The organism is Rhodococcus sp. NPDC003318, from assembly GCF_042879035.1.
Taxonomy (GTDB): domain Bacteria; phylum Actinomycetota; class Actinomycetes; order Mycobacteriales; family Mycobacteriaceae; genus Rhodococcus_G.
In genome coordinates this window covers 52386-72010 of record NZ_JBIAOU010000023.1, presented here as the reverse complement: position 1 = coordinate 72010, position 19625 = coordinate 52386, and the positions used below count along the sequence as shown (strand labels likewise).

The following is a 19625-nucleotide window of genomic DNA, read 5'->3' as shown; positions in this document are numbered from 1 at the left end:
GCCGTCGTACGCAAACTCCAACGCGCACTGGCCTATTGGATCGGGACCTGCCCGACCTGCCACCACACCTTCCCCACCTAACAAAGTCCTACTAGTGGCTCGTCACGGATCGTTGGCCGGGTAATCCCGGGTTTCAGATGGTGCGAACTGCAGACTGTCTCCGAGTCAGAAACGGAGGTGGTCATGGCACGTCAACCGAGTGTGTACGTCCGGGCACTGAGCATGGAGGAAGGGCGGCGGTTGCAGAAGATCAGCCGCACCGCCAAGGACCCGGTCAAGCTGCGGCGTGCGATCGTGGTGTTGATGTCCGCTCAACACCAGAGCGTCAAGGACATCACCTCGCTGATGCAGGTCGGTGAGGACTACGTCCGCGATGTCATCCACGCGTTCAACGAACGGGGATTCGAGGCCCTGAACCCAAAATGGAGCGGGGGACGTCCCAGGACGATCGATGAGCAGACCCGAGAACGGATCTGCTTGATCGCCCGGACGTCCCCCGCAGACTGGGGTGTCACCGCGTTTTCCACCTGGAGCCTGACCAAGCTCGCCGAGCATCTGGTCTGTCGGAAGGTGGTGCCGGCGATCAGTCGCGAGACGCTACGTCGGATTCTGCGGGACGGCAGGGTCACCTGGCAGGCGACCACCACGTGGAAGGCGTCGACGGACCCGGACTTCCTGACGAAGATGCAGACGATTCTGGGCCTCTACGACCGACCCCCGATCGATGGTCGGGTGGTCTGTGTCGACGAGTTCGGTCCGTTGAACCTGCAGCCTCGTAAGGGCAGGTGCTGGCGCCCGGGAACTCATCCGCACCGGCAGCGGCCACCTACCGCCGCTACGACGGTGTGATGCACATGCTCGCCGCACTCGACTTGTCGAGCGGCAGAATATATTACCGTATCCGGCAACTCTACGCCGGGCCGACCCTGTTGGTGATCGACGAACTCGGCTACCTACCACTGCCCGGCGAAGCCGAATCTGCGTTGTTTCAGGTTGTCTCACAACGGTATCTGAAGACTCGATCGTGATCACCACCAACCGCGGCGTCGGTGAATGGGGAGAAGTTCTCGGCGACACCACCGTCGCAGCGGCGATGCTCAACCGGCTCCTGCGCCGCTCCGTCGTACTGAATCTCGACGGCGATTCCGCGACCACCACGCCCGCTCCGAAAAGCTGCGCAAGACCGTCACCGGGACCCGGCAACCACTACAGTGAACCTTGCCCACGAGTGAGCACTTTCGTGGATCTGGCGCACTTTCCGTGAAGGAATCCGGATGCCGCTGACCGGCGCGAATCCTCCATGTATCAAGATCATCTTTGTGTGATTCCGAGCCGTGGAAGGCCCTGCTGCCGCATCTTGCCGAACTTGTAGTCGAGACGGTGCGTCCGGTCGGTGAGGTGATCCGGATCGGTGCCCGGCCGCGAAGCGTGTGGGGTCGCTGCCCGAAGTGTCTCCATGACTCGGAGCGGGTGCATTCGCGGTATCGTCGCCGGCCCGCAGACACCGCGATCGGCGGGTATCCGGTCGTGATCGACCTGAGGGTCCGTCGGTCTTCTGCGACAACAACGACTGTGATGCAACGACATTTGCTGAGCAGATCCCGGGCGTGACGACACCGTGGAGCCGACGAACTCCGGTCCTCGGGGCGATGATCGACGCGATCGGATTGTCCGTCGCCGGGCGCGCCGGCGCCCGCCTTGCCGCCAGGCTCGGGGTTTCTGTGGGCAGGGATACGGTTCTGCGGGCCGTGCGCGCCATCCCGGATCGTCCGATCGCGGCTACCGCGGTCCTTGGGCTCGACGATTTCGCGATCCGCCGCGGCCACGTCTATGGCACAGTCGTGGTGGATCTGGTCACGAGGCGGCCGATCGATCTACTTGCCGACCGCACCGCAGACACCGTCGCGACGTGGCTACATGAGCATCCTGGCGCCGAGGTTGTGTGCCGGGACCGGGCTGGCGCCTACGCCGACGCCGTTCGCAGCGGAGCCCCGGATGCGGTGCAGGTCGCCGACCGATGGCATCTATGGCACAACCTTGTCGGTGCGGTCGAACAGACAGTGATCCGTCATCGCGTAGACCTTCGCCCTCCGGCCAGACCAGCCGAGTCGGCCGACGACGGCGCGATCGAGTTCGACAACGAAACCCATTGCAATGCAGCGGTTGACAACACATATGTCGCGCAGGGAAAGTTGGCCACCCGCACCCGCGAACGGCACACCGCAGTCCACGATCTCGTCGCCCGAGGGATGTGGATCACCGGAATCGGCCGACGTCTGCGACTCGACCGCCGAACGGTGCGCCGCTTCGCCCGCGCCACCGACGTCGATGAATTGATGACCACCGCTCGGACTGCAGGTCGCACCCTGATCACCGGGTTCGAGCCCTACCTGCGTGAACGGTTCGCCGCCGGTTGCACCGACGGTGCCCGCCTCACCCGCGAGATCACCGAACGCGGCTACCGCGGCAGCGACAAGACCGTCCGACGGTTCCTTCAGCCGCTACGAGATGCACTGCGGATGCAGCCGACACAGCCAACCGCACCAAGTGTCCGGCAGGTCACCGGGTGGCTGACCTGCCGACCCGACAACCTCACCGACAAGGACGAAATTCGGCTCGACGAGATCCTCGAACGCAGTCCGGCCCTGACCACCCTGCGCGGGCACGTTCGCGGATTCGCAGAGATCATGACCGAGCGCCGCGGCCACGACCTCACCGACTGGATGGCCGATGTCGACGCCACCGGCGCACCCGCCCTGCGGTCCTTCACCACCGGTCTACGTCGAGACCTCGATGCGGTCATCGCCGGCCTGACTCTCGAACACAACTCCGGCCCAGTCGAAGGACACGTGAACCGCATCAAAATGCTCAAACGACAGATGTACGGACGAGCGAACCTCGACCTGCTCCGCAAACGCGTCATCCACCTCGAATCATGAACCACGACAGAGGCTTCACGGAAAGTGCGCCAGATCCACTTTCGTTGAGCACAAGTGAGCACTATCGCGGATCTGGCGCACTTTCCGTGAAGCGGCTGACATGCCGCTGATCAGTATCGATTCGACGTGGACCAAGATCATTTTGGTGTGATTTATCCTCTTTGGCGGTACTGCTGCCGCATCTGACCGGTGTCGTCGTCGAGGCGGTTCGGCTGGCCGGTACCACGATCCGGATCGCCGCTCACCCGAAGGGTGGCGATGCCCGATGCCCGAAGTGCGGTACAGGTTCGAACCGAGTGTATTCTCGATGTCGACGTCAGCCTGCCGATACTGCGATCGGCGCCCATCCGGTCGTTCTCGACCTGACAGTTCGCCGATTCTTCTGCGACAACGACACATGCACGGCAACCACTTTCGCCGAGCAAGTCCCGAGGCTGACACGGCGATCGGCTCGGCGGACCACCGTGCTGAACGAGTTGATCGAGGCAATCGGCCTCGCTGTGGCCGGGCGGGCTGGAGCCCGACTGGCCAATCGTTTCGGTGTGCGCGTCGGCCGTGACACTGTGCTGCGGGCGGTACGCGCCATACCCGACCGGGCCATCGATGCGACACCGTTACTCGGGATCGACGACTTCGCGGTCCGTCGCGGCCACGTCTACGGCACGGTCATCGTGGATCTGGTCACGAGGCGGCCGATCGACCTGCTGGCCGACCGAACAAGCTCCGAATCGGAAGTGGGTCACCGACTTCACCTACTGTCGTACTTGGGCGGGGTTCGTCTATGTCGCGTTCGTGATCGACTGTTTCTCGCGGGCGATCGTCGGCTGCATGCCGCCACGGTCAAGGACGCCGCGATGGTCACCACCGCGTTGAAGGTGGCGTTGTGGCGACGTGACCACACCGGTCGCCCTGTCGGTGCGGGATTGATCCATCACAGCGATGCCGGCAGTCGGGGCGAATTCAACCGGTCGACGCAACACCGTGCTGGTGCAGCAACTGTAGCTTCTCGCTGAAGATCTCGGCCGGGGTCTTCCAGCCGAGCACCTTCCGTGGCCTGTTGTTCACTGCCGATGCGACAGCTTCGAGGTCATCGGCACTCCAGCGGGACAGGTCTGTTCCCTTCGGGAAGTACTGTCGCAGAATGCCGTTCGTGTTCTCGTTCGTCGGTCGCTGCCACGGGGAATGCGGATCGGCGAAGAACACCTTGGTTCCGGTGGCGAGCGTGAACTGAACGTGGCCGGACAGTTCCTTGCCTCGGTCCCATGTCAACGTCTTGCGAAGCTGCAGCGGGAGGCCAGCCATCGCCGCAGTCAGAGCCGCGTTCATCGCCACGGCGCCGTAGCCGGCCAGTGCGGGGCCGTTCTTTACCCGCGGACTCTCTCCGTAACCGTCGAGTCGGGGCAGGTGCACCAGCAGCGTGACCCGACTCGTGCGTTCGACGAGGGTGCCGATCGCGGACCGGTGCGTACCGATGATCAGATCGCCCTCCCAATGACCCGGAACCGTACGGTCGTCGACTTCGGCGGGACGTTCACCAATCACCACGTCCTCGGTGACGTGCCATTGTGGCTTGTTCCGAGATCGGGCTCTGGGCACCCGCAGCGACCGGCCAGTGCGCAGATTCGCGACCAGATCCCGGGTCAGAGCACCTCTGCCCTCGATGAACAGCGACTGGTAGATCGCCTCGTGGCTGATGCGCATCGAGTCGTCGTCGGGGAAGTCGACCTTGAGTCGATTCGAGATCTGCTCCGGACTCCACGACGTGGACCACCGCCGGTCCTGCCGGTGAGGCTTGTTGCGGCCCTTCCATTCCGGTACCGCAGGACCGACCGCGGTCGCACCGTCCGGGCGCCTGACCTCGCCGCTCAACCGGTCCTGAACGTAGTTGCGCAGCAGCGGGTTCGTCACCAACTTCGCAGTCTTGGGTCGCCGAGCCATCAGCTCGGCTTTCCACTGCGCGACCGATGCTCGGTACTCCAGCTTGCCGCAGCGTGTGGCCACGTTGCGCCGTAGCTCGCGAGAGATCGTGGCGGGGTCGCGGCCGAGTCTGCGCGCGATCTCGCGCACACCGACGTCCTGTGCCCTCAGGATCGCGATCTCTTCGCGTTCAGGGAATGACAGGTACCGTCCGGCAGGCTCGGTCAACTCGATCGTCGGCATTCCGCCACCCTGACGGAACCAGCGAGAACCCACCGCCGGCGACACGCCGACCGCTTCAGCCGCATCCTCCGACGAGGCCCCGTTCGCGATCTCCTTCCAGAACTTCCGTTCAATGCTGCGCCGAGTCGTCGGCGCGCCCGGCGAGATCATCGCCGATCGGCCCGTCAGTTCCTTCAGCCATCCAGGTGGTCTGCCCATCAACACCCTCCTCATCGTGGGTGTTGCATCGACCGGTTGAGCCTGCCCGGTACACCTCCATCTTCTTCGCGGAAACCCTTGTACTGGAGGGCATTGCTGCGTCAATCGGCAGCGTGGGAGATGCGTACGACAATGCGCTGGCCGAGAGCACTATCGGGTTGTTCAAGACCGAAGTGATCGCCAAGGGAAGCCCGTTCCATCCGGGTCCCCACAAATCCGTCGAGGACGTCGAGTACGCCACGATGGAATGGGTCGACTGGTTCAATCGCAGTCGCCTGCACAGTCGTCTCGGGTGCGCCCCGCCGGATGAATTCGAGCTGACGTACTACGCTCACCTGTCGACTCCACAACCGGTGCCGTCACCGATTTAGAAGCGGCAAGAAACCCGAGACGGTTCACCGACGCGGCGGCACCGGCCTGGACGAATTCTTGGCACGCACGGACCTCGCTCCCTACCCGCATCCGGGATTCTGCCGGGTGCGCCTGTGCGGCTGGCGACAGTATGCCGTCGACGGGTTCTGCCGTCCCCACTCGAAGCAGGTGAAGAAGCTGCGGAATACGGATCCCGGAATCGACCTGGAAGACTGGATCCGGACCGCTCCCGCTCGCCGAAACGGTCGCCAGGTCGACCTTCGGGGTCTGCCGCCGCGGGTGGTCGCCGAAATCCTGTTCGGGCTCCAGTACAGCTATCGGACCGGGAACATCACCGAGATGCACCGGCTTCGGCCGCTGTGCAATCAGACCGCCTGCGCTCAGAAGGTCGGCACGCTCGAGGACCTCGTCACCCCGACGAAGCGAATCGAGTCGCTGCGGTCCACCATCGTCAAAGCAACCCGGGTCGTGCTCTCCGACCCGGAGACCGAGCGGCACAAGGATGTGTGGAACCTGGCCGTCTTCGGTCAGGGCAATCGCACCCTGGACTTCACCGGCCTTACCCAGCCCTGGTTGCGCGAGGTCGCCAAGTGCTGGGTAAGCGAGGACATACCCCGCCGCTGCGGGGACGCGATCGGCGGAATCATGCAGAACTACGTCGCCAGCCTCACCCGGCTCTCCGAGAGCCTGCGCCTGCACTGCCCAGAGGACCACGGCATTGTTACTGCCCTGCTTGACCGCACCGACGCGGTCACCTTCCTCAATCGCCTCGGGACAACTGACCTCCGGCGGCCGCTCAGCTCGGCCCTGCACCCCGCTCAGGTGCAGGGCCTTTTGCTGCCCTGACCTGTGCAGATGACACGTCCCGGTCGGGTCTGCGCGAAGCGCCGGCGCGCCCGTAGCGGTGGGGAGTCGCCACGACGGGTGAGGTCCCTGCTCGTACGGGCTGTCCCACGGTTGATGCTTTACACATTTCTATTGTAAAGATTTGACAGGAACGCACGGAAGGAACTCGCCATGACGTCCCCCATCCGACGCGGGTCAGATCGAGAGCGCCGACCGGCCGTCGACGGCGGACTCGATGAGGTTGCCCTTGGGTAGAGCGGCCCCGGACCGGACGGCCTCGATCCACCGCTGCGTCGTCGCGACCGCGGCGAAGTTGGACTGCAGCAACACCATCAGCGTGGTGTGCAGCGATTCTGCGGACACCCGGCCGGCGTCGTTCGCGAGGTGGATCGCGCCGGTGGCGTCCGAGAGCACCTCGACCGCGAACCCGAGGGCTTCGGCCTCCACCGCGGTCCCGAGGTCGCAGTTGTTGATCATGTGGCCGACGACCGTGACGGTGTCGACGTCGTGGGCCCGCAGCCACTCCGCGACATCGGTTCCGGCGAACACGCTCGCGTACTGCTTCTGCACCTGCTTCCACGTCGGGTCGACGCGCTCGGCGAGCGCGGGATGCAGCGACCAGCCCGGGGAACCGTCGGCAAAGATGGGTGCACCCTCGGGCAGCCGGTGCTGCACGACGACCACCGGCACGTCGTGCGCCGCGGCGGTGTCGACGGCGCCGACGATGTTGGCCAGCGATTCGGCGCGCGGCGGGTACTGGATCTCGAGAGGTCCGTCGAAGTACTCCTGCTGGACGTCGACGACGATCAGGGCACGGCGGGGTGTGGTCACGGTCTCTCCTCGATCGGTGGGTAGCCGGCCTGGGCGGGCGGTGATGACGATTCTTCGGCAGGGTGCACACCCGTCGCCAGTGGCACGAATGCATACTTTCGATGGAATCGCGCCCCGTCGTCCGGGTGATTCACCGACCCGAGGAGTCCGCAGTGCGCATCGCCGTCTACGCGTTCGACGACATCACGATGTTCCACCTCGCCGCGCCGCTCATGGTCTTCGGCGAGGTCGGCCGACTCGGGCTCGCGAACGACTGGGAGACCCGACTGTGGTCCGGCCGTGCCGGTTCGATCCGGACCGCCGAGGGATATCCAATCGGTGACGTCGGAGGCCCCGACACCGTCGACGACGCCGACATCGTCGTCATTCCCTCATGGCCGGTCACGCTCGATCCGACGGGAGAAGCGTTGCGCGCCTGCCTGTCCCGCGCTCACGACCGCGGCGCGACGATCGCCGGCCTGTGCCTCGGCGCGTTCGCGGTCGCCGATGCGGGACTGCTCGCCGGCCGTGCCGCGGTCACCCACTGGTCCGCGATGGAACAGCTCGCCGAACGGCAGCCCGAGTCGACGGTGGACACCTCGGTGCTCTACATCGACCACGGCGACATCCTGACGTCCGCCGGGACCGCGTCGTCGATGGATGCGTGCCTGCACCTGGTCCGCAAGTACCTCGGGTCCGGCGTCGCGACGCGTATCGCCCGCACCCTCGTCGTCGCCCCGCACCGGGAGGGCGGGCAGGCACAGTACGTCGAGCGGCCGCTCGCGCGCCCCACCGCGGGCAGCCCGATCGCGGAGGTACTCGACTGGGCGCTCGCTCGACTGGACGAGCCGCTGCCGGTCGCTCGCCTCGCGGACCGCGCGCGGATGAGCAGGCGCGGCTTCATCCGCCACTTCCACCAGGCGACGGGAACCACACCGGCGCGATGGGTGCTCGAACGCCGCCTCGACGCGGCGCGGGTTCTGCTCGAGACGACGGACCGGTCGATCGAGGACGTCGCGGCCGCGTGCGGGTTCGGCAGCGGGGTGACCCTGCGACAGAACTTCGTGGCCATGTACGCGACCTCGCCGTCGGCCTACCGCCGCCAGTTCGCCGACACCACGACGGCGTGACGAGCTATCCACGCCTCAGATGTATGAGGCCGCGACGTTTGTGACACCGGTGTGGAGTCGGGTCGCTGGCGGCCGGTTCCCGGCGGCAGTGTGGGGTCGATGGTCCCTCTGTATTGTCAAGCCGCGTCGGAACATTGTGTGGTGGGCGTGAGGTCGCGTGACCGGGCGTCGTTGATCATGGTTTTCCAGAGGACGGTGGCCGCCAGGTGTCGTTTGAGGCATCGGATGGCTTCCCGTGAGGTCTTTCCCTCGGCAATCTTGCCGTCGTAGTAGCGCCGCCCGGAACTCGTGCGGACTCGGATCTGATCCTCGACTCCATCGCCAGCTACTGCACCCGAATCAAAGACTCAGGACACTAGGCATGGCTGCTCCTGCGGGGAGCGCGTGGAGGCTAGGCGACTGGCCTCACGCGAAGAGATCCACCACGGGCTGGGTCTTGAGGTCGTCCTTGAGGAGGTACTGGGCGGCTGCCTCCATGTGGGAGAGCCAGTGCTTCTGGGCGCCAACGGCGTCCTGCTCCCGCACCAGGCGAATGAACTTCTCGTAGGAGCGGATCGCCCGCTGAAAGCGTGCGGGGGTGCCCGCATCGCCGGATCCCTGCTCGATTCGCGTGTGGAGGTGGGTGGCGACGATGTCCTGGAGGACCACACCCTGGATCGCTAGGGCCTTGTTGCCGCACCGCTGAAGGATCAGCTCGTGGATGCGGTAGGTCAGTTGCGACCAGCGAGCTGGATTGGGCACGAAGGTCTCACGGGAGTCGACCTCCTGCTTCATGGCCTCGACGACCTCGCTCAGGTCGATCAGGTCCTGCTCGGTCCGCGAGAGAGCCAGGAGGTGGGCGCAAGGAGGCTCGGACAGCATGCGTGCCTGGTAGACGTCATCGATCGTGGTGCCCTGGATCTGCAGCAGCAGGCCGACGTGGCGGGCGGCGACCGACACGGTCGGCGTCATGACCTGCACACCCCCGCGGCTGCCGCGACGCACGATGATCAGTGACTCCGCCTCGAGAATCCGAAGGGCCTCGCGCAGCGTCGGGCGAGAGACACCGAACTCCTCCATCAGCTGGAGTTCGGGAGGGAGCGTCTCGCCAGCCGCCAACTCGCCTAGCACGATCTGCCGGCGCAGATGGGTGGCGATCAGTTCGGCCGTCTTCGGAGTGCGCACGATTGTGCCAACGGACGAAGGCGGCTGGGCATGAGGCATGCGAAACGTCCTATCCAGAAGAAGTAAACAAACATACTGGCGGAGGAGAGCCTACCCATGTAAGAGGTTAATAATATCACTATTATAGATAGTGTAGCGACATACGGCAGGCAAGAGGGAAGAGATGAAACAGGCCCGCATTGCCAGAACACGATGAGCTGCGCCATGTCCTGCGCGGGGTCCTGAAGAGCAAGGCGTCCAGCGAGGAGATTCGGCGGCTCATCGACGCAGGGGCGTTGTGCACGAGGTGTGGTCGCAGAGGCTGACCAGCTTGGACTTCAGGGGATTGCCATCCCGGAGGAGTTCGGCGGCGTATGGCCAGTCGAGCTCGGCGTCGTTCCGTAGGAGCTGTACCACGACCTGGTGGCCGTGATCGCCGCCCCGCAGGCGCGGCGCCGCGCCGTGTCGGTGCACTGCGGGACCCGCGTTGGCCGCAGGCGTGCCTACGACTGTGAGCACCGACGCCTCTACAGCTCCGAAGGGCCCCAGGCGGGTGATGGCGTCGGCGGCGAACCGGCTGATCGCGCCTGAGGAGAACGTCACCTCCGCGCAGGAGCTCGACGGGTACCTCTCGGATCCGTTGACACCGGGAGGGGCGGTATGCCGACTGCGAGCCGGGATCCCGGATGATGTGGTCCTGCTCCATGACCCGCGCCACGAGGTGCTTCGGGTCCCGCCGCCTACCTGGTGCGAGAGACCTGGATCGCCGGGCAGTGGAGCGACCCGACAGGCGCGCGCCGCGATCGCGTGCTGACGGATTCCACTCACCAAAACGCTCCCGTCCCCGTGAACGGACCGTGACTTATGGTTCGGCGCAGGGATGTTCGCCCACCAGATCACCCGAGGAGACCTGCACGTGATCGCTCTGTCCGTCTCGATGACCCTCGCACCCGAGGACTTCGCCGAGGTCAGGGAGTTCACCGCATCTCTCGCCGAGCTCAATCGCAAGGACGCGGGCTGTGTCGAGTACTGGTGGGCAGAGCCGTTGGAGACCTCGAACACCCTTCGTCTGTTCGAGGTCTGGGAGTCCATGGAGGCGATCCAGGACCACCTGGCCCAGTCCCACGAGCTGAAGTGGAAGTCCGAGTACCAGCCGCTGGTCCGGGACATCGGGGTGGTCCGCTACGACCCCACCACCAAGGACTCTGTGACGCACTCCCTGCCGGATCCGTACCCGGGCGGTCGCCGATCCGGGCCCTGTCGAGCGAGTTGGAAAGTTGGAGGAAACTGTCATGGCTGAAGAGAGTCGCTGGGACGAGGTCGTCGACGTCGTCGTGGTGGGCACCGGGGCGGGTGGTCTGACATCCGCAGTCGTGGCGCGCGACGGTGGTGCCGAGGTACTGGTCGTCGAGAAGGACCAGTACATCGGCGGAACGACCGCCGTGTCGGGCGGTGACATGTGGATCCCGCTGAACCGCCACGTCGCCGACCGGGACACGCGTGAAGAGGCGATCGCCTACGTCACTCGACTCTCCGACGGCCGGGCATCGGACCCCGAGCTCATCGAGCACTACGTAGACACGGCTCCCGAGGCGCTGGTGTACCTCGAGGAGAACACCGAGTACCGGTCGATGCCCCACGGCGGCCTGGACGACTACTACTCGGTCATCCCCGGGCGGCTGCCCGGGGTCAAGGAGTTCCCACGGTCGGTCTCGGCGGCCGCCTACCCGGTCGTCGAGCGCCTCGGCGTCGAGGGTGCGAAGCTCATCAACCCCAGCCCGTGGGTGAGCCCGGTCGAGATCGCGTACGGCGAGGTCCTCGCCACGGGTCAGGCCGTCGACGTGCCGGTCTTCTACGGTGAGGACAACCGCCCCGTCGTCTCCCAGGAGGAGTACGAGCGTCGGAAGAAAGAGGGCTACCGGGGCAAGGGCGGTGGTCTGATCGCGCCGCTCTACCGAGGATTGCTCGATCGCGGCGTCGAGGTGCGGACTTCGTTCCCGGCCTCGCGACTGATCACCGACGACGACGGTGCGGTCATCGGAGTCGTCGCCGGTCCGAGCGGCGCTGAGCGTCGTATCGGTGTCCGCCGCGGCGTCGTGCTGGCGGCGGGCGGCTTCGAGTGGAACCCGGAGATGGTGAAGACCTTCCTGGGCTACGAGGTCAAGCCCTGCACGCCCTGGGCGAACACCGGTGACGGCCACACTATGGCGATGGCCGCTGGCGCCAAGCTCGGCAACATGGGCACCTTCTTCTCCTACGGAGTGATGTACGACCCGTGGCAGGTCGGGCGTGACGGCGAGCCGCTGCCGCAGATGTACATGGGTCTGGGCCCGGGGTCGATCATCGTCAACCGGCATGCCAAGCGCTTCATGCACGGCGGCTACACCTACAACGACTTCTCGCACCCGTTCAACGAGTTCGACCAGCGCGATCCCGGGTACCCGAACAAGGGGCCGGCGTGGTGCGTGGTCGGTGCCGAGCATCTCGAGCGCGGTCTGTTCGAGTCGAAGGTGGTGACCGGCGCCGACGGAGAGCTGAGCCTGGTCGGACCCCAGGGTCAGTCCGCTCCCGAGTGGCTGGTCATCGGCCGATCGGTTCGCGAGCTTGCGGAGAAGATGGGCGTGGATGCCGACACCCTCGAGGAGACGGTGACCCACTACAACAAGTTCGCCGAGAAGGGGGAGGACCCTGACTGGGCCGACCCCGAGCAGATCCGCGCCCTGACCGGTCCGAACAATGTCAACATCAAGCCCGTGGCGGGGGGTCCGTTCGCCGCCATCCAGCAGTGGCCGGGAACGATCGGCACCAGCGGTGGCCTGCGGATCGACAAGAACGCCCAGGTGCTGGGCAACTACACGCCGCTGATCGACGGCCTCTACGCGGCTGGCAACACCTCGGCCTCGGTGCTCGGGGGCACCTACCCCGGCGGTGGCTCGTGCGTCGGGCCGAGCATGGTTACCGGCTACTGGGCCGGTCGCCACCTCGGTGACAAGGCGTCGCGCGACATCGGCTGAGCCTCTGCCAACCACGAAGTCGGCCCTGCCCGAAGAGTGGGGGGCGGGCTTCGTGGTGTGTGGACCGGCGCGTGGGTCCGGGCTCGGAGTCTCCACCGGCCCGGTAGCGACACCAGCCACCTGCCGATTCCGGATGCCACGCACCAGTCACTTCCGGCGTTCGGGACACACCCGAACATCGAAGGCGCGCAACGCATAGCGTCCGAACCCGAACCCGAACCAGTCACCCAGGATGCAAAGGCAGGCATACATGAAGATCCAGGTCGACAAGCGCGCATGCAGCGGTCAGGCCCGTTGCTGGGCAACCGCGCCTGATGTCTACGAGCTCAACGACGAGGGCTACAACGACTCCGAGGACAGGGACGTGCGCTCCGACGAGCTCGCCGAGGCGGCACGAGGAGCACTGTCCTGTCCGGAGCATGCCCTGTTCTTGGTCGACGGAGACGGCAACGTCGCGTCGGAGCGGGACATGCGCGGTTACGCCGGTCTTGACACGAACTGACGCGAGCCGGCGGGGATAGGTCAACGACCACCCCCGCCGCCCGTCTCCGTCATCTGGCTGCCACGGGTGGACCCAGCTCGCGCCTCTCCGTCAGTAGGACGTTCCGTCGACGGCGATGAACGGCCCGGTTTCAGATCGCCGGCGGACACAGGCACGCTCTGCGTAGGCGCGACAGGACCTGGTCGGTCTCCGGCGCCTCACACGCGCCGAGGGTCGCTTGCGGGTAAGCCCTCAGTGCCGTGGCGCCACGAGCCCTCGTGATGCGGCAGGTCCATGCATCATCTTGTCCAGCCCGATGGCCGTGCGGGCGCTGATCTCGGTCCTCGAGAAGAGCGAGGAGTCGAGATCGCACTGGCGCTCCCCGTTGTCGCTCGGCTTAGCGGAGCGACATCGCGGATGTCTCCGCGGATCGTGTTGCCATCGAAGGAGGGTCCATCGGTCGCAGGGCCGCGAGGATCCAGTCGGAATCCGGCCCGTGGCAGACGATCTGGAAGCGGACCGCCGATACGCCGGCAACGGAACCTGGGGTACGGTGCTGGCCGCACTCCTTGCCGATGCCGGTGTGAACGGACTCGTCGACTGGTCGGTTTCGGTGGACTCGGGTGATCTGCCGGGCCCACGAGCACGGCACCAACCTCTCGTGGGACACCGGGGGATCTGTCGAATCACACGAGCCCGCCGACCACGCACCGGGCCGTTCCCGGGAAGGGCTCGGCACCCAGATTCATCAAGTCTGCGACGGACACGGTCGACCCCTGGTACTGCTGATCGGACCAAGGTCCGGCGGCGTGACTGACCGACGTTTCCGATTCTGATGCAGGTGTTGTCCTTGCCGCGGTCGGTCCCGACCGACCATGAACCCGACCGGACGCGGTGCTCGGCGACGAGGCTTACTCGTCGACCTCCGATCGGAGCTTTGCTGCGATCGCGTGGTATCGAAGCGGGCGTACTCCTATCCGCGGGGTGCACCTGGCTCAAGCGCCTCGCGAAGTAGGAGACGTGCCCTAGCGCGAGCGAAGAGTTTCTTCGCGTCCCACCTGGCGGGGATCCGGACGCACTGTCCGACCTGTGGAGCCGGTCTGTGATGCGTTCAGGTCGCCACCACAGGGGGCCAGGGCGCCTCGCCCTGACCCATGGCGATGCGATTCTTGATGAGCATCGGTGCGGCTCCGAGCGAGATCGCTGCGTGCTGTACGCCGTTCGATCCGAACTGTGCGAACAACTTGCTCGGCGGCCCGGCCTCGTCGACCGCGAAGACCACCTCGTCGTCGGGATCGATGAGGCCTGCGACCTGGATTCGCCGACCGTACTGGTCGGTCCAGACGTAAGGGATGCCGTCGACCGCTGTCGGCGTGCCGGTCAGGCTCTTGCTCACGGCGTCGGCGTGGTCGATCGCGGCGGTCCAGTGCTCGGCACGGATCGTCTCGCCGTATCCACGGTGGTGCCACCGCGCCACATCTCCCACGACGTGGATGTTGCTCGCTCCGACAGCGGCGAGATGCTCGTCCGCCAGCACGCCGTCCTCCAAGGTCAGGCCCGAGCCCTCGAGCCACTCCACGTTGGGGACGGCCCCCACACCCACCACGACCACCTCCGCCGGAACGACGTCACCGGAGGTCAGGCGAACGCCCACGACCCGGTCCGAGTCGGTCTCGAGACCGTCGACGCCGGTGTTGAGGTGCAACGTCACCCCGGACTCCAGGTGCATCTGGGCGATCCGTTCGGCGAGCGCTTCACCCACGACCCTCTGCATGAGCGCGGGGAGGGGGTCGATGATCGTGACATCCAGGCCGAGAGTGCTTGCTGCTGAGGCGACCTCGCAGCCGATCACCCCTCCTCCGATGACCGCGACTCGGGGATTCTCGGCGAAGGCGTCGCGGAGGGCCACTGCGTCGGCCAAGGTGCGGAGGACGTGCACGCCCGCAGCAGGGGAGCCGAGCTCGCCGAAGGAAAGATGCCGAGCCCGGGCGCCGGTGGCGATGACCAGCTCGTCGTAGTACAGCTCATCGCCGGAGTCCAGGGTGACCTTGCGTTGGAGCGGGTCCAGGGAGGTGGCCCGGACTCCGAGACGCAGACGGAGGTCCAAGGCAGCGAGTCGGTCGCCATCGAGCAGACGGATACCGTCGGGGTCAGCCTTGCCGAGCAGGATGTCCTTGCTCAGCGGAGGACGCTCGTAGGGATCTTCGGTCTCCTCCCCGACGAGCGTGATGTCGGCCTCGCTGCCGTTGCGGCGCAGCGCCTCTGCGGTGCGTACGCCGGCCAGCCCGGCTCCCACGATCACGATGTGCATGCGGCACCTTTCCAGTTCGGCCCCGCAGAAAGCGGTGTTCCTTGAAGGGGTTGTGCCCTTTCATCCGTCAGCGCACGCCGGTACCGACGGCGCTAACGGATGTCGGGAGCATTGTTCAGGCGATCACCGTGTCGAGGCCCGACACGATGGTGATGTCGCAGTCCGAAGACGCTTGACGGAACTTGCGCGCGGCTCCGTACCCGGGAGACTCGTACCAGGCGTGCGCAGCAGCAACCGAGTCGAACTCGATCAGGACCACCATGGCCGATCCCGCGCCGCCCTCGAGCTCGTCCGGGCTCATCTGCGCGACGATCACTCTGCCGCCGTGTTCGCGCAGCACGGGTGGCGCGGCTGTCGCATAGTCGGCCATGCCGTCAGGGTCGTGGATGGTCCTGTAGTTGGCGATGACATATCCCTTGGGCACGGAACCTCCTTGGTTCGCTCGCTGGCTGCGTCTCTGCTCGGTCTGGGGGTTCGCTCGGTCAGAGGATTTTCATGTACTTGTTGTTGGGCGTGTGGTCGCCGCCAAGCCAACGAGCCAGTGTCTGGTGTGCGTTCTGCCGTTGGTCCTGCATGATCTCGTCGATGTTGTCCGGCTCGCTCACGAACTCCACGGTGGTGCCGTCGGGGTCCTTGCTGTAGAGCGACACGCAGTAGAAGTGGTCGATGAGCAACGGCTCCTGGCCGGCAGCCACGAGCTGGGCCTTGAGCTCGAGCTGATCCTCCCGGCTCACGTGCATCGCGATGTGTGCCAGGCCGTTCTGCTGGCGACCCCATTCGTAGACGTCGTCGTCGACGTAGCCGAAGAAGGCGATGGTCGACCCGTCGGCGAGTCCATAGAAGGCGTGCAGGTACTCGATCTTGCGCCCAGGGAAACTGGGGTATTCGTTGACCTCCGCCCAGGCAGCGATCAGTGGCATGCCGAGGACGTCCTCGTAGAAGTGCCGCGTCGCTTCGTGGTCCTTGCAGACGTAAGCCACGTGATGTCCCCGCTGGGGCATGATCCGGGCTGCGGTCGCGCGTGAAGCCGCCGCCGTCGAGGATTCCAGTGATTCCGTGTTGGTAGTCATGGACTTTCCCTCTCTCGATGATGGGCCTCTCGCGCTGGTATTCGCGAGTGAAGTCCCTCGATGGATAGTGCTCCGTGACGACGTGGGTCGTCGCCTCGATGTCTCGGTGAACGGAAAGCGCCACACCGTGTCCCACACCGTCAGGCCCGTTCGTATGTGCCCAAAGGGACCGGCCTGCCTCCGGAACGGAGGAGCGGTCCCTCGAGTGTCGTGGAAGTGGCGCCAACGGGCAGCGTCGTCGAGTGCAGGTCGCCCCATCGGTGCAGCTCTGCGGCCAGCAGGGTCAGCATCCGCGAGCGGGCGAGGGGGCCTCGAGGTGGAGGCCGTCCCCCATCCCGACCTCACGGATGTCGACGGTCGAAGGCATTGTGTCCGTGGGGTTTTCTGTTCCTGTTGACGGACGACGTCAGTAGCCGGCGGGAACGCCGTCGAGGATGACGGTTTTCGATTCGAGGTAGGACAGCAGGCCCTCGGTGCCGCCCTCGCGGCCGAGTCCGGACTGCTTGAACCCGCCGACCCCGATGCCGAGGTCCGCCCGCAATGCGTTGTGACCCACGGTGCCCGAGCGCAACCGTGCCGCGACTCGCCGGGCTCGCGTGGCGTCGGGCGTGAATACGGAGGCGTTCAGGCCGTAGATGGTGTCGTTCGCCATCGCGATCGCATGGTCCTCGCTGTCGGCGGGGATGACGCTGAGGACCGGACCGAAGATCTCCTCCTGCGCGATGGTGGAGGAGTTCTGGACGTTCGAGAAGACTGTGGGCTCGATGAACCAGCCACGGTCCAGGTGCTTGGGACGTTGTCCTCCGTGCATCAGCGTGGCGCCTTCCCCGATGCCCTTGGCGATGTAGCCCTCGACGCGATCGCGTTGACGCTCGAGCGCGAGTGGACCGATGCCCGATGCTGGATCGAAGGGGTCCCCCACCCGCACCTGCGCGAACACCGCTGCGATCGCCTCGGCGACCTCGTCATGATGCTCGCGGGGCACGATCACGCGGGTCAGGGAGAGACAGGCCTGGCCAGTGATGCCGAGCTCCGCGGTCGCCACCGTCCGCGCTGCGCTGACGGGGTCCGCATCATCGAGAATCACCGCAGCGGACTTGCCGCCGAGCTCCAGCGTGCACCGCGCGATCCGGTCGCCGCAGAGCGAGGCGATCCTGCGGCCGGCAGCAGTCGAGCCGGTGAAGCTGATCTTGTCGATCCTTGGATCGCGTACGAGCTGCTCGGACACCTCCCGTTCGGCGGTCACGACGTTGAGCACCCCGGGGGGCAGGCCGATCGCCTCGGCGATCTCTGCGAGAAGGTACCCCTCGCCCGGCGCCTCGGGCGAGAGCTTGAGCACGACCGTGCAACCGGCGAGCAACGCGGGCGGCAGCTTCGACGAGATGAGGGTCAGGGGAGCGTTCCACGGGATGATGGCTCCCACGACCCCGACGGGTTCGCGGACGAGGAGACCGAACTGACCGCCGCTGGTGGGCTCCACGAGTTGTTCGAACGCGTAGGTGTCGGCGTAGCCGGCGTACTGGTCGTACATCCCTGCGGCCATCGTGGAGACGTAGCCGGCAATGCCGTGCAGGACGCCGGCCTCGCGGGGCCAGATCTGTGCGAACTCCGCTCTGCGATCCCGGATCGCAGTCGCCATCGCCCGGAGGTAGCCGGCCCGTTCGGTGTGGCTCATCCGTGGCCACGGGCCTTCGTCGAATGCGAGGCGCGCGGCTGTGATCGCACGAGCCATGTCCCCCTCCCGCGCTTCAGCGACGCTGAGGATGACCTCTTCGGTGGCTGACTCGACCACCTCGAATGTGGCCGAGGTCGACGGAAGGACCCACTCCCCACCGATGTAGAAACGCTTCGGGTGCTTCACGACCGTAGTGAGGTCGGCGGTAACAGTCACGACTGCTCCTAATTCTTCGTAATGTGTATGCGTTGGATGTCCCTGGTCCTGGGCGGCACTGATTGCTGTGTCCGCACCTGGGCGTCCCGGACTCAGGTGGCGACGGCTGTGCTCTGTTGCGGCATCAGGTCGCAGGTCGCGTGTGGTCGACCCGCGGACACGCCGGCCTGTCCACTTGAAAGCTGAAGTGAGATGCGATGTGCCCGCTGCAGCAGCATTGGCGCGAAGCGGTCCAGGGGTGCGCCGGTGCCTGCGTCGCACAGCGAGATGCCCCCGACGATCCGCTCCTCGTTATCGAAGATGGGGGCTCCGACACATGAGACCCCCGTCAAACGGGTGCTGCGATGTTTGGCGAGACCGCCGCGCATACGCACCGCCGCCAGGTCACGGTGGAGCGAGAAGGGCGAGAGCGACGGGTCGATCGAGGGTCCCCGCTCCAGGATCGTGTCCAATGACTCTGCGTCGACGTAGGCCAACATGGCCTTGCCGACGGCGGTCGTGTAAGCCGGTGCGGAGCCGCCGACTCGCGTGGGGACGTTCCGCGCGGTTGCACCACCGACCTTGTCGAGGTACCGGATCACCGTGCCGTCGAGTACGGCAAGGTGGACGATGAGCTGGCTCTGAACGGCCAGCTCGTGGATGTGCGGTGCGGCCTCTACGCGCAGACGGGAGTCCTCGTTGGCGCGGGAGGAGAGATGACTGGCGCGCCAGCCCAACTGGTAGCCGGTCACACTGCGTTCGACCCAGCCCAGCTCAACCAGCTGGTCGAGGATTCGATGCGCGGTCGAGCGCGGGAGCCCAGTCAGCACGGCGATGTCATGAAGGCTTCGATTGCGCTGCGGTGAGTCGAACGTGTCGAGGATGATGGTCATTCGGGTGACCATCGACGGCAGTGGCCTCACTGGGCCCGACATAACTGTCATGTTCATCTCCTGGTTCACCTCTCCCCCTTCGGGGGAGCCCGGCTGGGGTGTCTTGTGCGTGCACCGGACGTGGTGTGGCCTACGTTACATCTGACTAATATAGATACGTTATATCTGACCGATTTAAAATAGGTAGATATTTGAACGGATTGCTCTGGCGGTGTCGTGATGCCCGAACTCAGTGCTCCGGGTGGATGGAACACGCGTGGCTCAGGCCAGGCGCCTCCCGGGAGTGGTCCCTGAAGTTGACAGCTCAATCAAACCTCATGCGGTGATGGATGTTTGAGCGCGGTACCCGTCGGGGCTGAGGTACTGTTGCGGCGGCGCACAGGCACTG

General features: G+C 65.7%; 17 protein-coding genes and 3 pseudogenes. 12 read left to right on the top strand and 8 right to left on the bottom strand.

Going from position 1 to position 19625, the window contains the following annotated elements:
- Positions 1-183 precede the first annotated feature (183 nt).
- The 6 genes and pseudogenes from ACFYVR_RS23890 to ACFYVR_RS23865 form a co-directional block, all read left to right on the top strand.
- Positions 184-849, top strand: a complete 666-nt coding sequence (locus tag ACFYVR_RS23890; RefSeq protein ID WP_387477871.1) for a helix-turn-helix domain-containing protein — start codon at positions 184-186, stop codon at positions 847-849.
- Positions 850-908: 59 nt separating this feature from the next.
- A pseudogene (locus ACFYVR_RS23885) lies at positions 909-1215 on the top strand (ATP-binding protein); the annotation flags it as partial.
- A 165-nt stretch (positions 1216-1380) separates the two neighbouring features.
- Positions 1381-1611 carry a transposase family protein gene (locus tag ACFYVR_RS23880; protein ID WP_387477895.1) on the top strand — a complete coding sequence of 77 codons (231 nt, stop codon included), beginning with the start codon at positions 1381-1383 and terminating at the stop codon, positions 1609-1611.
- Positions 1608-2939: an ISL3 family transposase gene (locus tag ACFYVR_RS23875; RefSeq protein ID WP_387477869.1), complete on the top strand. Its 1332-nt coding sequence runs from the start codon at positions 1608-1610 to the stop codon at positions 2937-2939. The genes ACFYVR_RS23880 and ACFYVR_RS23875 overlap by 4 nt, the downstream gene beginning before the upstream one ends.
- Before the next feature lie 161 nt (positions 2940-3100).
- Positions 3101-3319: pseudogene (locus ACFYVR_RS23870) on the top strand (transposase family protein); the annotation flags it as partial.
- Positions 3320-3668: 349 nt separating this feature from the next.
- A pseudogene (locus ACFYVR_RS23865) lies at positions 3669-3764 on the top strand (DDE-type integrase/transposase/recombinase); the annotation flags it as partial.
- Positions 3765-3899: 135 nt separating this feature from the next.
- Here the strand turns inward: ACFYVR_RS23865 and ACFYVR_RS23860 are convergent.
- On the bottom strand, positions 3900-5297 hold the full coding sequence (locus tag ACFYVR_RS23860; RefSeq protein WP_387477867.1) for an IS30 family transposase: 1398 nt from the start codon (positions 5295-5297) through the stop codon (positions 3900-3902).
- A gap of 20 nt (positions 5298-5317) precedes the next feature.
- Between ACFYVR_RS23860 and ACFYVR_RS23855 the strand changes: the two genes are divergently transcribed.
- Both ACFYVR_RS23855 and ACFYVR_RS23850 read left to right on the top strand, forming a co-directional pair.
- Positions 5318-5668 carry an integrase core domain-containing protein gene (locus tag ACFYVR_RS23855; protein WP_387477865.1) on the top strand — a complete coding sequence of 117 codons (351 nt, stop codon included), beginning with the start codon at positions 5318-5320 and terminating at the stop codon, positions 5666-5668.
- A 280-nt stretch (positions 5669-5948) separates the two neighbouring features.
- The gene (locus ACFYVR_RS23850) at positions 5949-6515 is read left to right on the top strand and encodes a hypothetical protein (RefSeq protein WP_387477862.1); all 567 of its coding nucleotides are present in this window, start codon (positions 5949-5951) and stop codon (positions 6513-6515) included.
- Positions 6516-6710: 195 nt separating this feature from the next.
- Here ACFYVR_RS23850 and ACFYVR_RS23845 read toward each other — a convergent pair whose 3' ends face one another.
- The gene (locus tag ACFYVR_RS23845; protein ID WP_387477860.1) at positions 6711-7346 is read right to left on the bottom strand and encodes an isochorismatase family protein; all 636 of its coding nucleotides are present in this window, start codon (positions 7344-7346) and stop codon (positions 6711-6713) included.
- Between the two features lie 152 nt (positions 7347-7498).
- On the opposite strand from ACFYVR_RS23845, the gene ACFYVR_RS23840 reads away from it, so the two are divergent.
- Complete coding sequence (locus ACFYVR_RS23840; RefSeq protein ID WP_387477858.1) at positions 7499-8455, top strand: GlxA family transcriptional regulator; 957 nt, start codon at positions 7499-7501, stop codon at positions 8453-8455.
- A 405-nt stretch (positions 8456-8860) separates the two neighbouring features.
- Here ACFYVR_RS23840 and ACFYVR_RS23835 read toward each other — a convergent pair whose 3' ends face one another.
- Entirely contained in the window at positions 8861-9658 is a 798-nt protein-coding gene (locus tag ACFYVR_RS23835; protein WP_387477856.1) for a FadR/GntR family transcriptional regulator, read from the bottom strand.
- Positions 9659-10514: 856 nt separating this feature from the next.
- On the opposite strand from ACFYVR_RS23835, the gene ACFYVR_RS23830 reads away from it, so the two are divergent.
- The 3 genes from ACFYVR_RS23830 to ACFYVR_RS23820 all read left to right on the top strand — a co-directional run bounded on the left by ACFYVR_RS23830 (position 10515) and on the right by ACFYVR_RS23820 (position 13114).
- Positions 10515-10898 (top strand): putative quinol monooxygenase, encoded by a 384-nt coding sequence (locus tag ACFYVR_RS23830; protein ID WP_387477853.1) that lies wholly within the window; start codon positions 10515-10517, stop codon positions 10896-10898.
- Complete coding sequence (locus tag ACFYVR_RS23825; RefSeq protein ID WP_387477851.1) at positions 10891-12612, top strand: FAD-binding protein; 1722 nt, start codon at positions 10891-10893, stop codon at positions 12610-12612. The genes ACFYVR_RS23830 and ACFYVR_RS23825 overlap by 8 nt, the downstream gene beginning before the upstream one ends.
- A gap of 250 nt (positions 12613-12862) precedes the next feature.
- Complete coding sequence (locus ACFYVR_RS23820) at positions 12863-13114, top strand: ferredoxin (RefSeq protein WP_387477849.1); 252 nt, start codon at positions 12863-12865, stop codon at positions 13112-13114.
- Positions 13115-14204: 1090 nt separating this feature from the next.
- Here the strand turns inward: ACFYVR_RS23820 and ACFYVR_RS23815 are convergent.
- From ACFYVR_RS23815 to ACFYVR_RS23795, 5 genes are all read right to left on the bottom strand, one after another.
- Positions 14205-15404: an FAD-dependent oxidoreductase gene (locus tag ACFYVR_RS23815; protein WP_387477847.1), complete on the bottom strand. Its 1200-nt coding sequence runs from the start codon at positions 15402-15404 to the stop codon at positions 14205-14207.
- 115 nt (positions 15405-15519) lie between these two features.
- Positions 15520-15828: a DUF1330 domain-containing protein gene (locus tag ACFYVR_RS23810; RefSeq protein ID WP_387477845.1), complete on the bottom strand. Its 309-nt coding sequence runs from the start codon at positions 15826-15828 to the stop codon at positions 15520-15522.
- 58 nt (positions 15829-15886) lie between these two features.
- Entirely contained in the window at positions 15887-16384 is a 498-nt protein-coding gene (locus tag ACFYVR_RS23805) for a VOC family protein (protein ID WP_387477843.1), read from the bottom strand.
- A gap of 496 nt (positions 16385-16880) precedes the next feature.
- Positions 16881-18365: an aldehyde dehydrogenase gene (locus ACFYVR_RS23800; protein ID WP_387477840.1), complete on the bottom strand. Its 1485-nt coding sequence runs from the start codon at positions 18363-18365 to the stop codon at positions 16881-16883.
- A 92-nt stretch (positions 18366-18457) separates the two neighbouring features.
- A complete protein-coding gene (locus tag ACFYVR_RS23795) occupies positions 18458-19237 on the bottom strand; it encodes an IclR family transcriptional regulator (RefSeq protein ID WP_387477838.1) in 780 nt (259 codons plus the stop codon).
- Between the last annotated feature and the right edge of the window lie 388 nt (positions 19238-19625).

Coding starts and splice junctions, on each gene's coding strand:
- ACFYVR_RS23890 (WP_387477871.1), top strand. CDS start 184: ATGGCACGTCAACCGAGTGTGTACGTCCGGGCACTGAGCATGGAGGAA.
- ACFYVR_RS23820 (WP_387477849.1), top strand. CDS start 12,863: ATGAAGATCCAGGTCGACAAGCGCGCATGCAGCGGTCAGGCCCGTTGC.
- ACFYVR_RS23835 (WP_387477856.1), bottom strand. CDS start 9,658: ATGCCTCATGCCCAGCCGCCTTCGTCCGTTGGCACAATCGTGCGCACT.
- ACFYVR_RS23825 (WP_387477851.1), top strand. CDS start 10,891: ATGGCTGAAGAGAGTCGCTGGGACGAGGTCGTCGACGTCGTCGTGGTG.
- ACFYVR_RS23815 (WP_387477847.1), bottom strand. CDS start 15,404: ATGCACATCGTGATCGTGGGAGCCGGGCTGGCCGGCGTACGCACCGCA.
- ACFYVR_RS23860 (WP_387477867.1), bottom strand. CDS start 5,297: ATGGGCAGACCACCTGGATGGCTGAAGGAACTGACGGGCCGATCGGCG.
- ACFYVR_RS23795 (WP_387477838.1), bottom strand. CDS start 19,237: ATGACCATCATCCTCGACACGTTCGACTCACCGCAGCGCAATCGAAGC.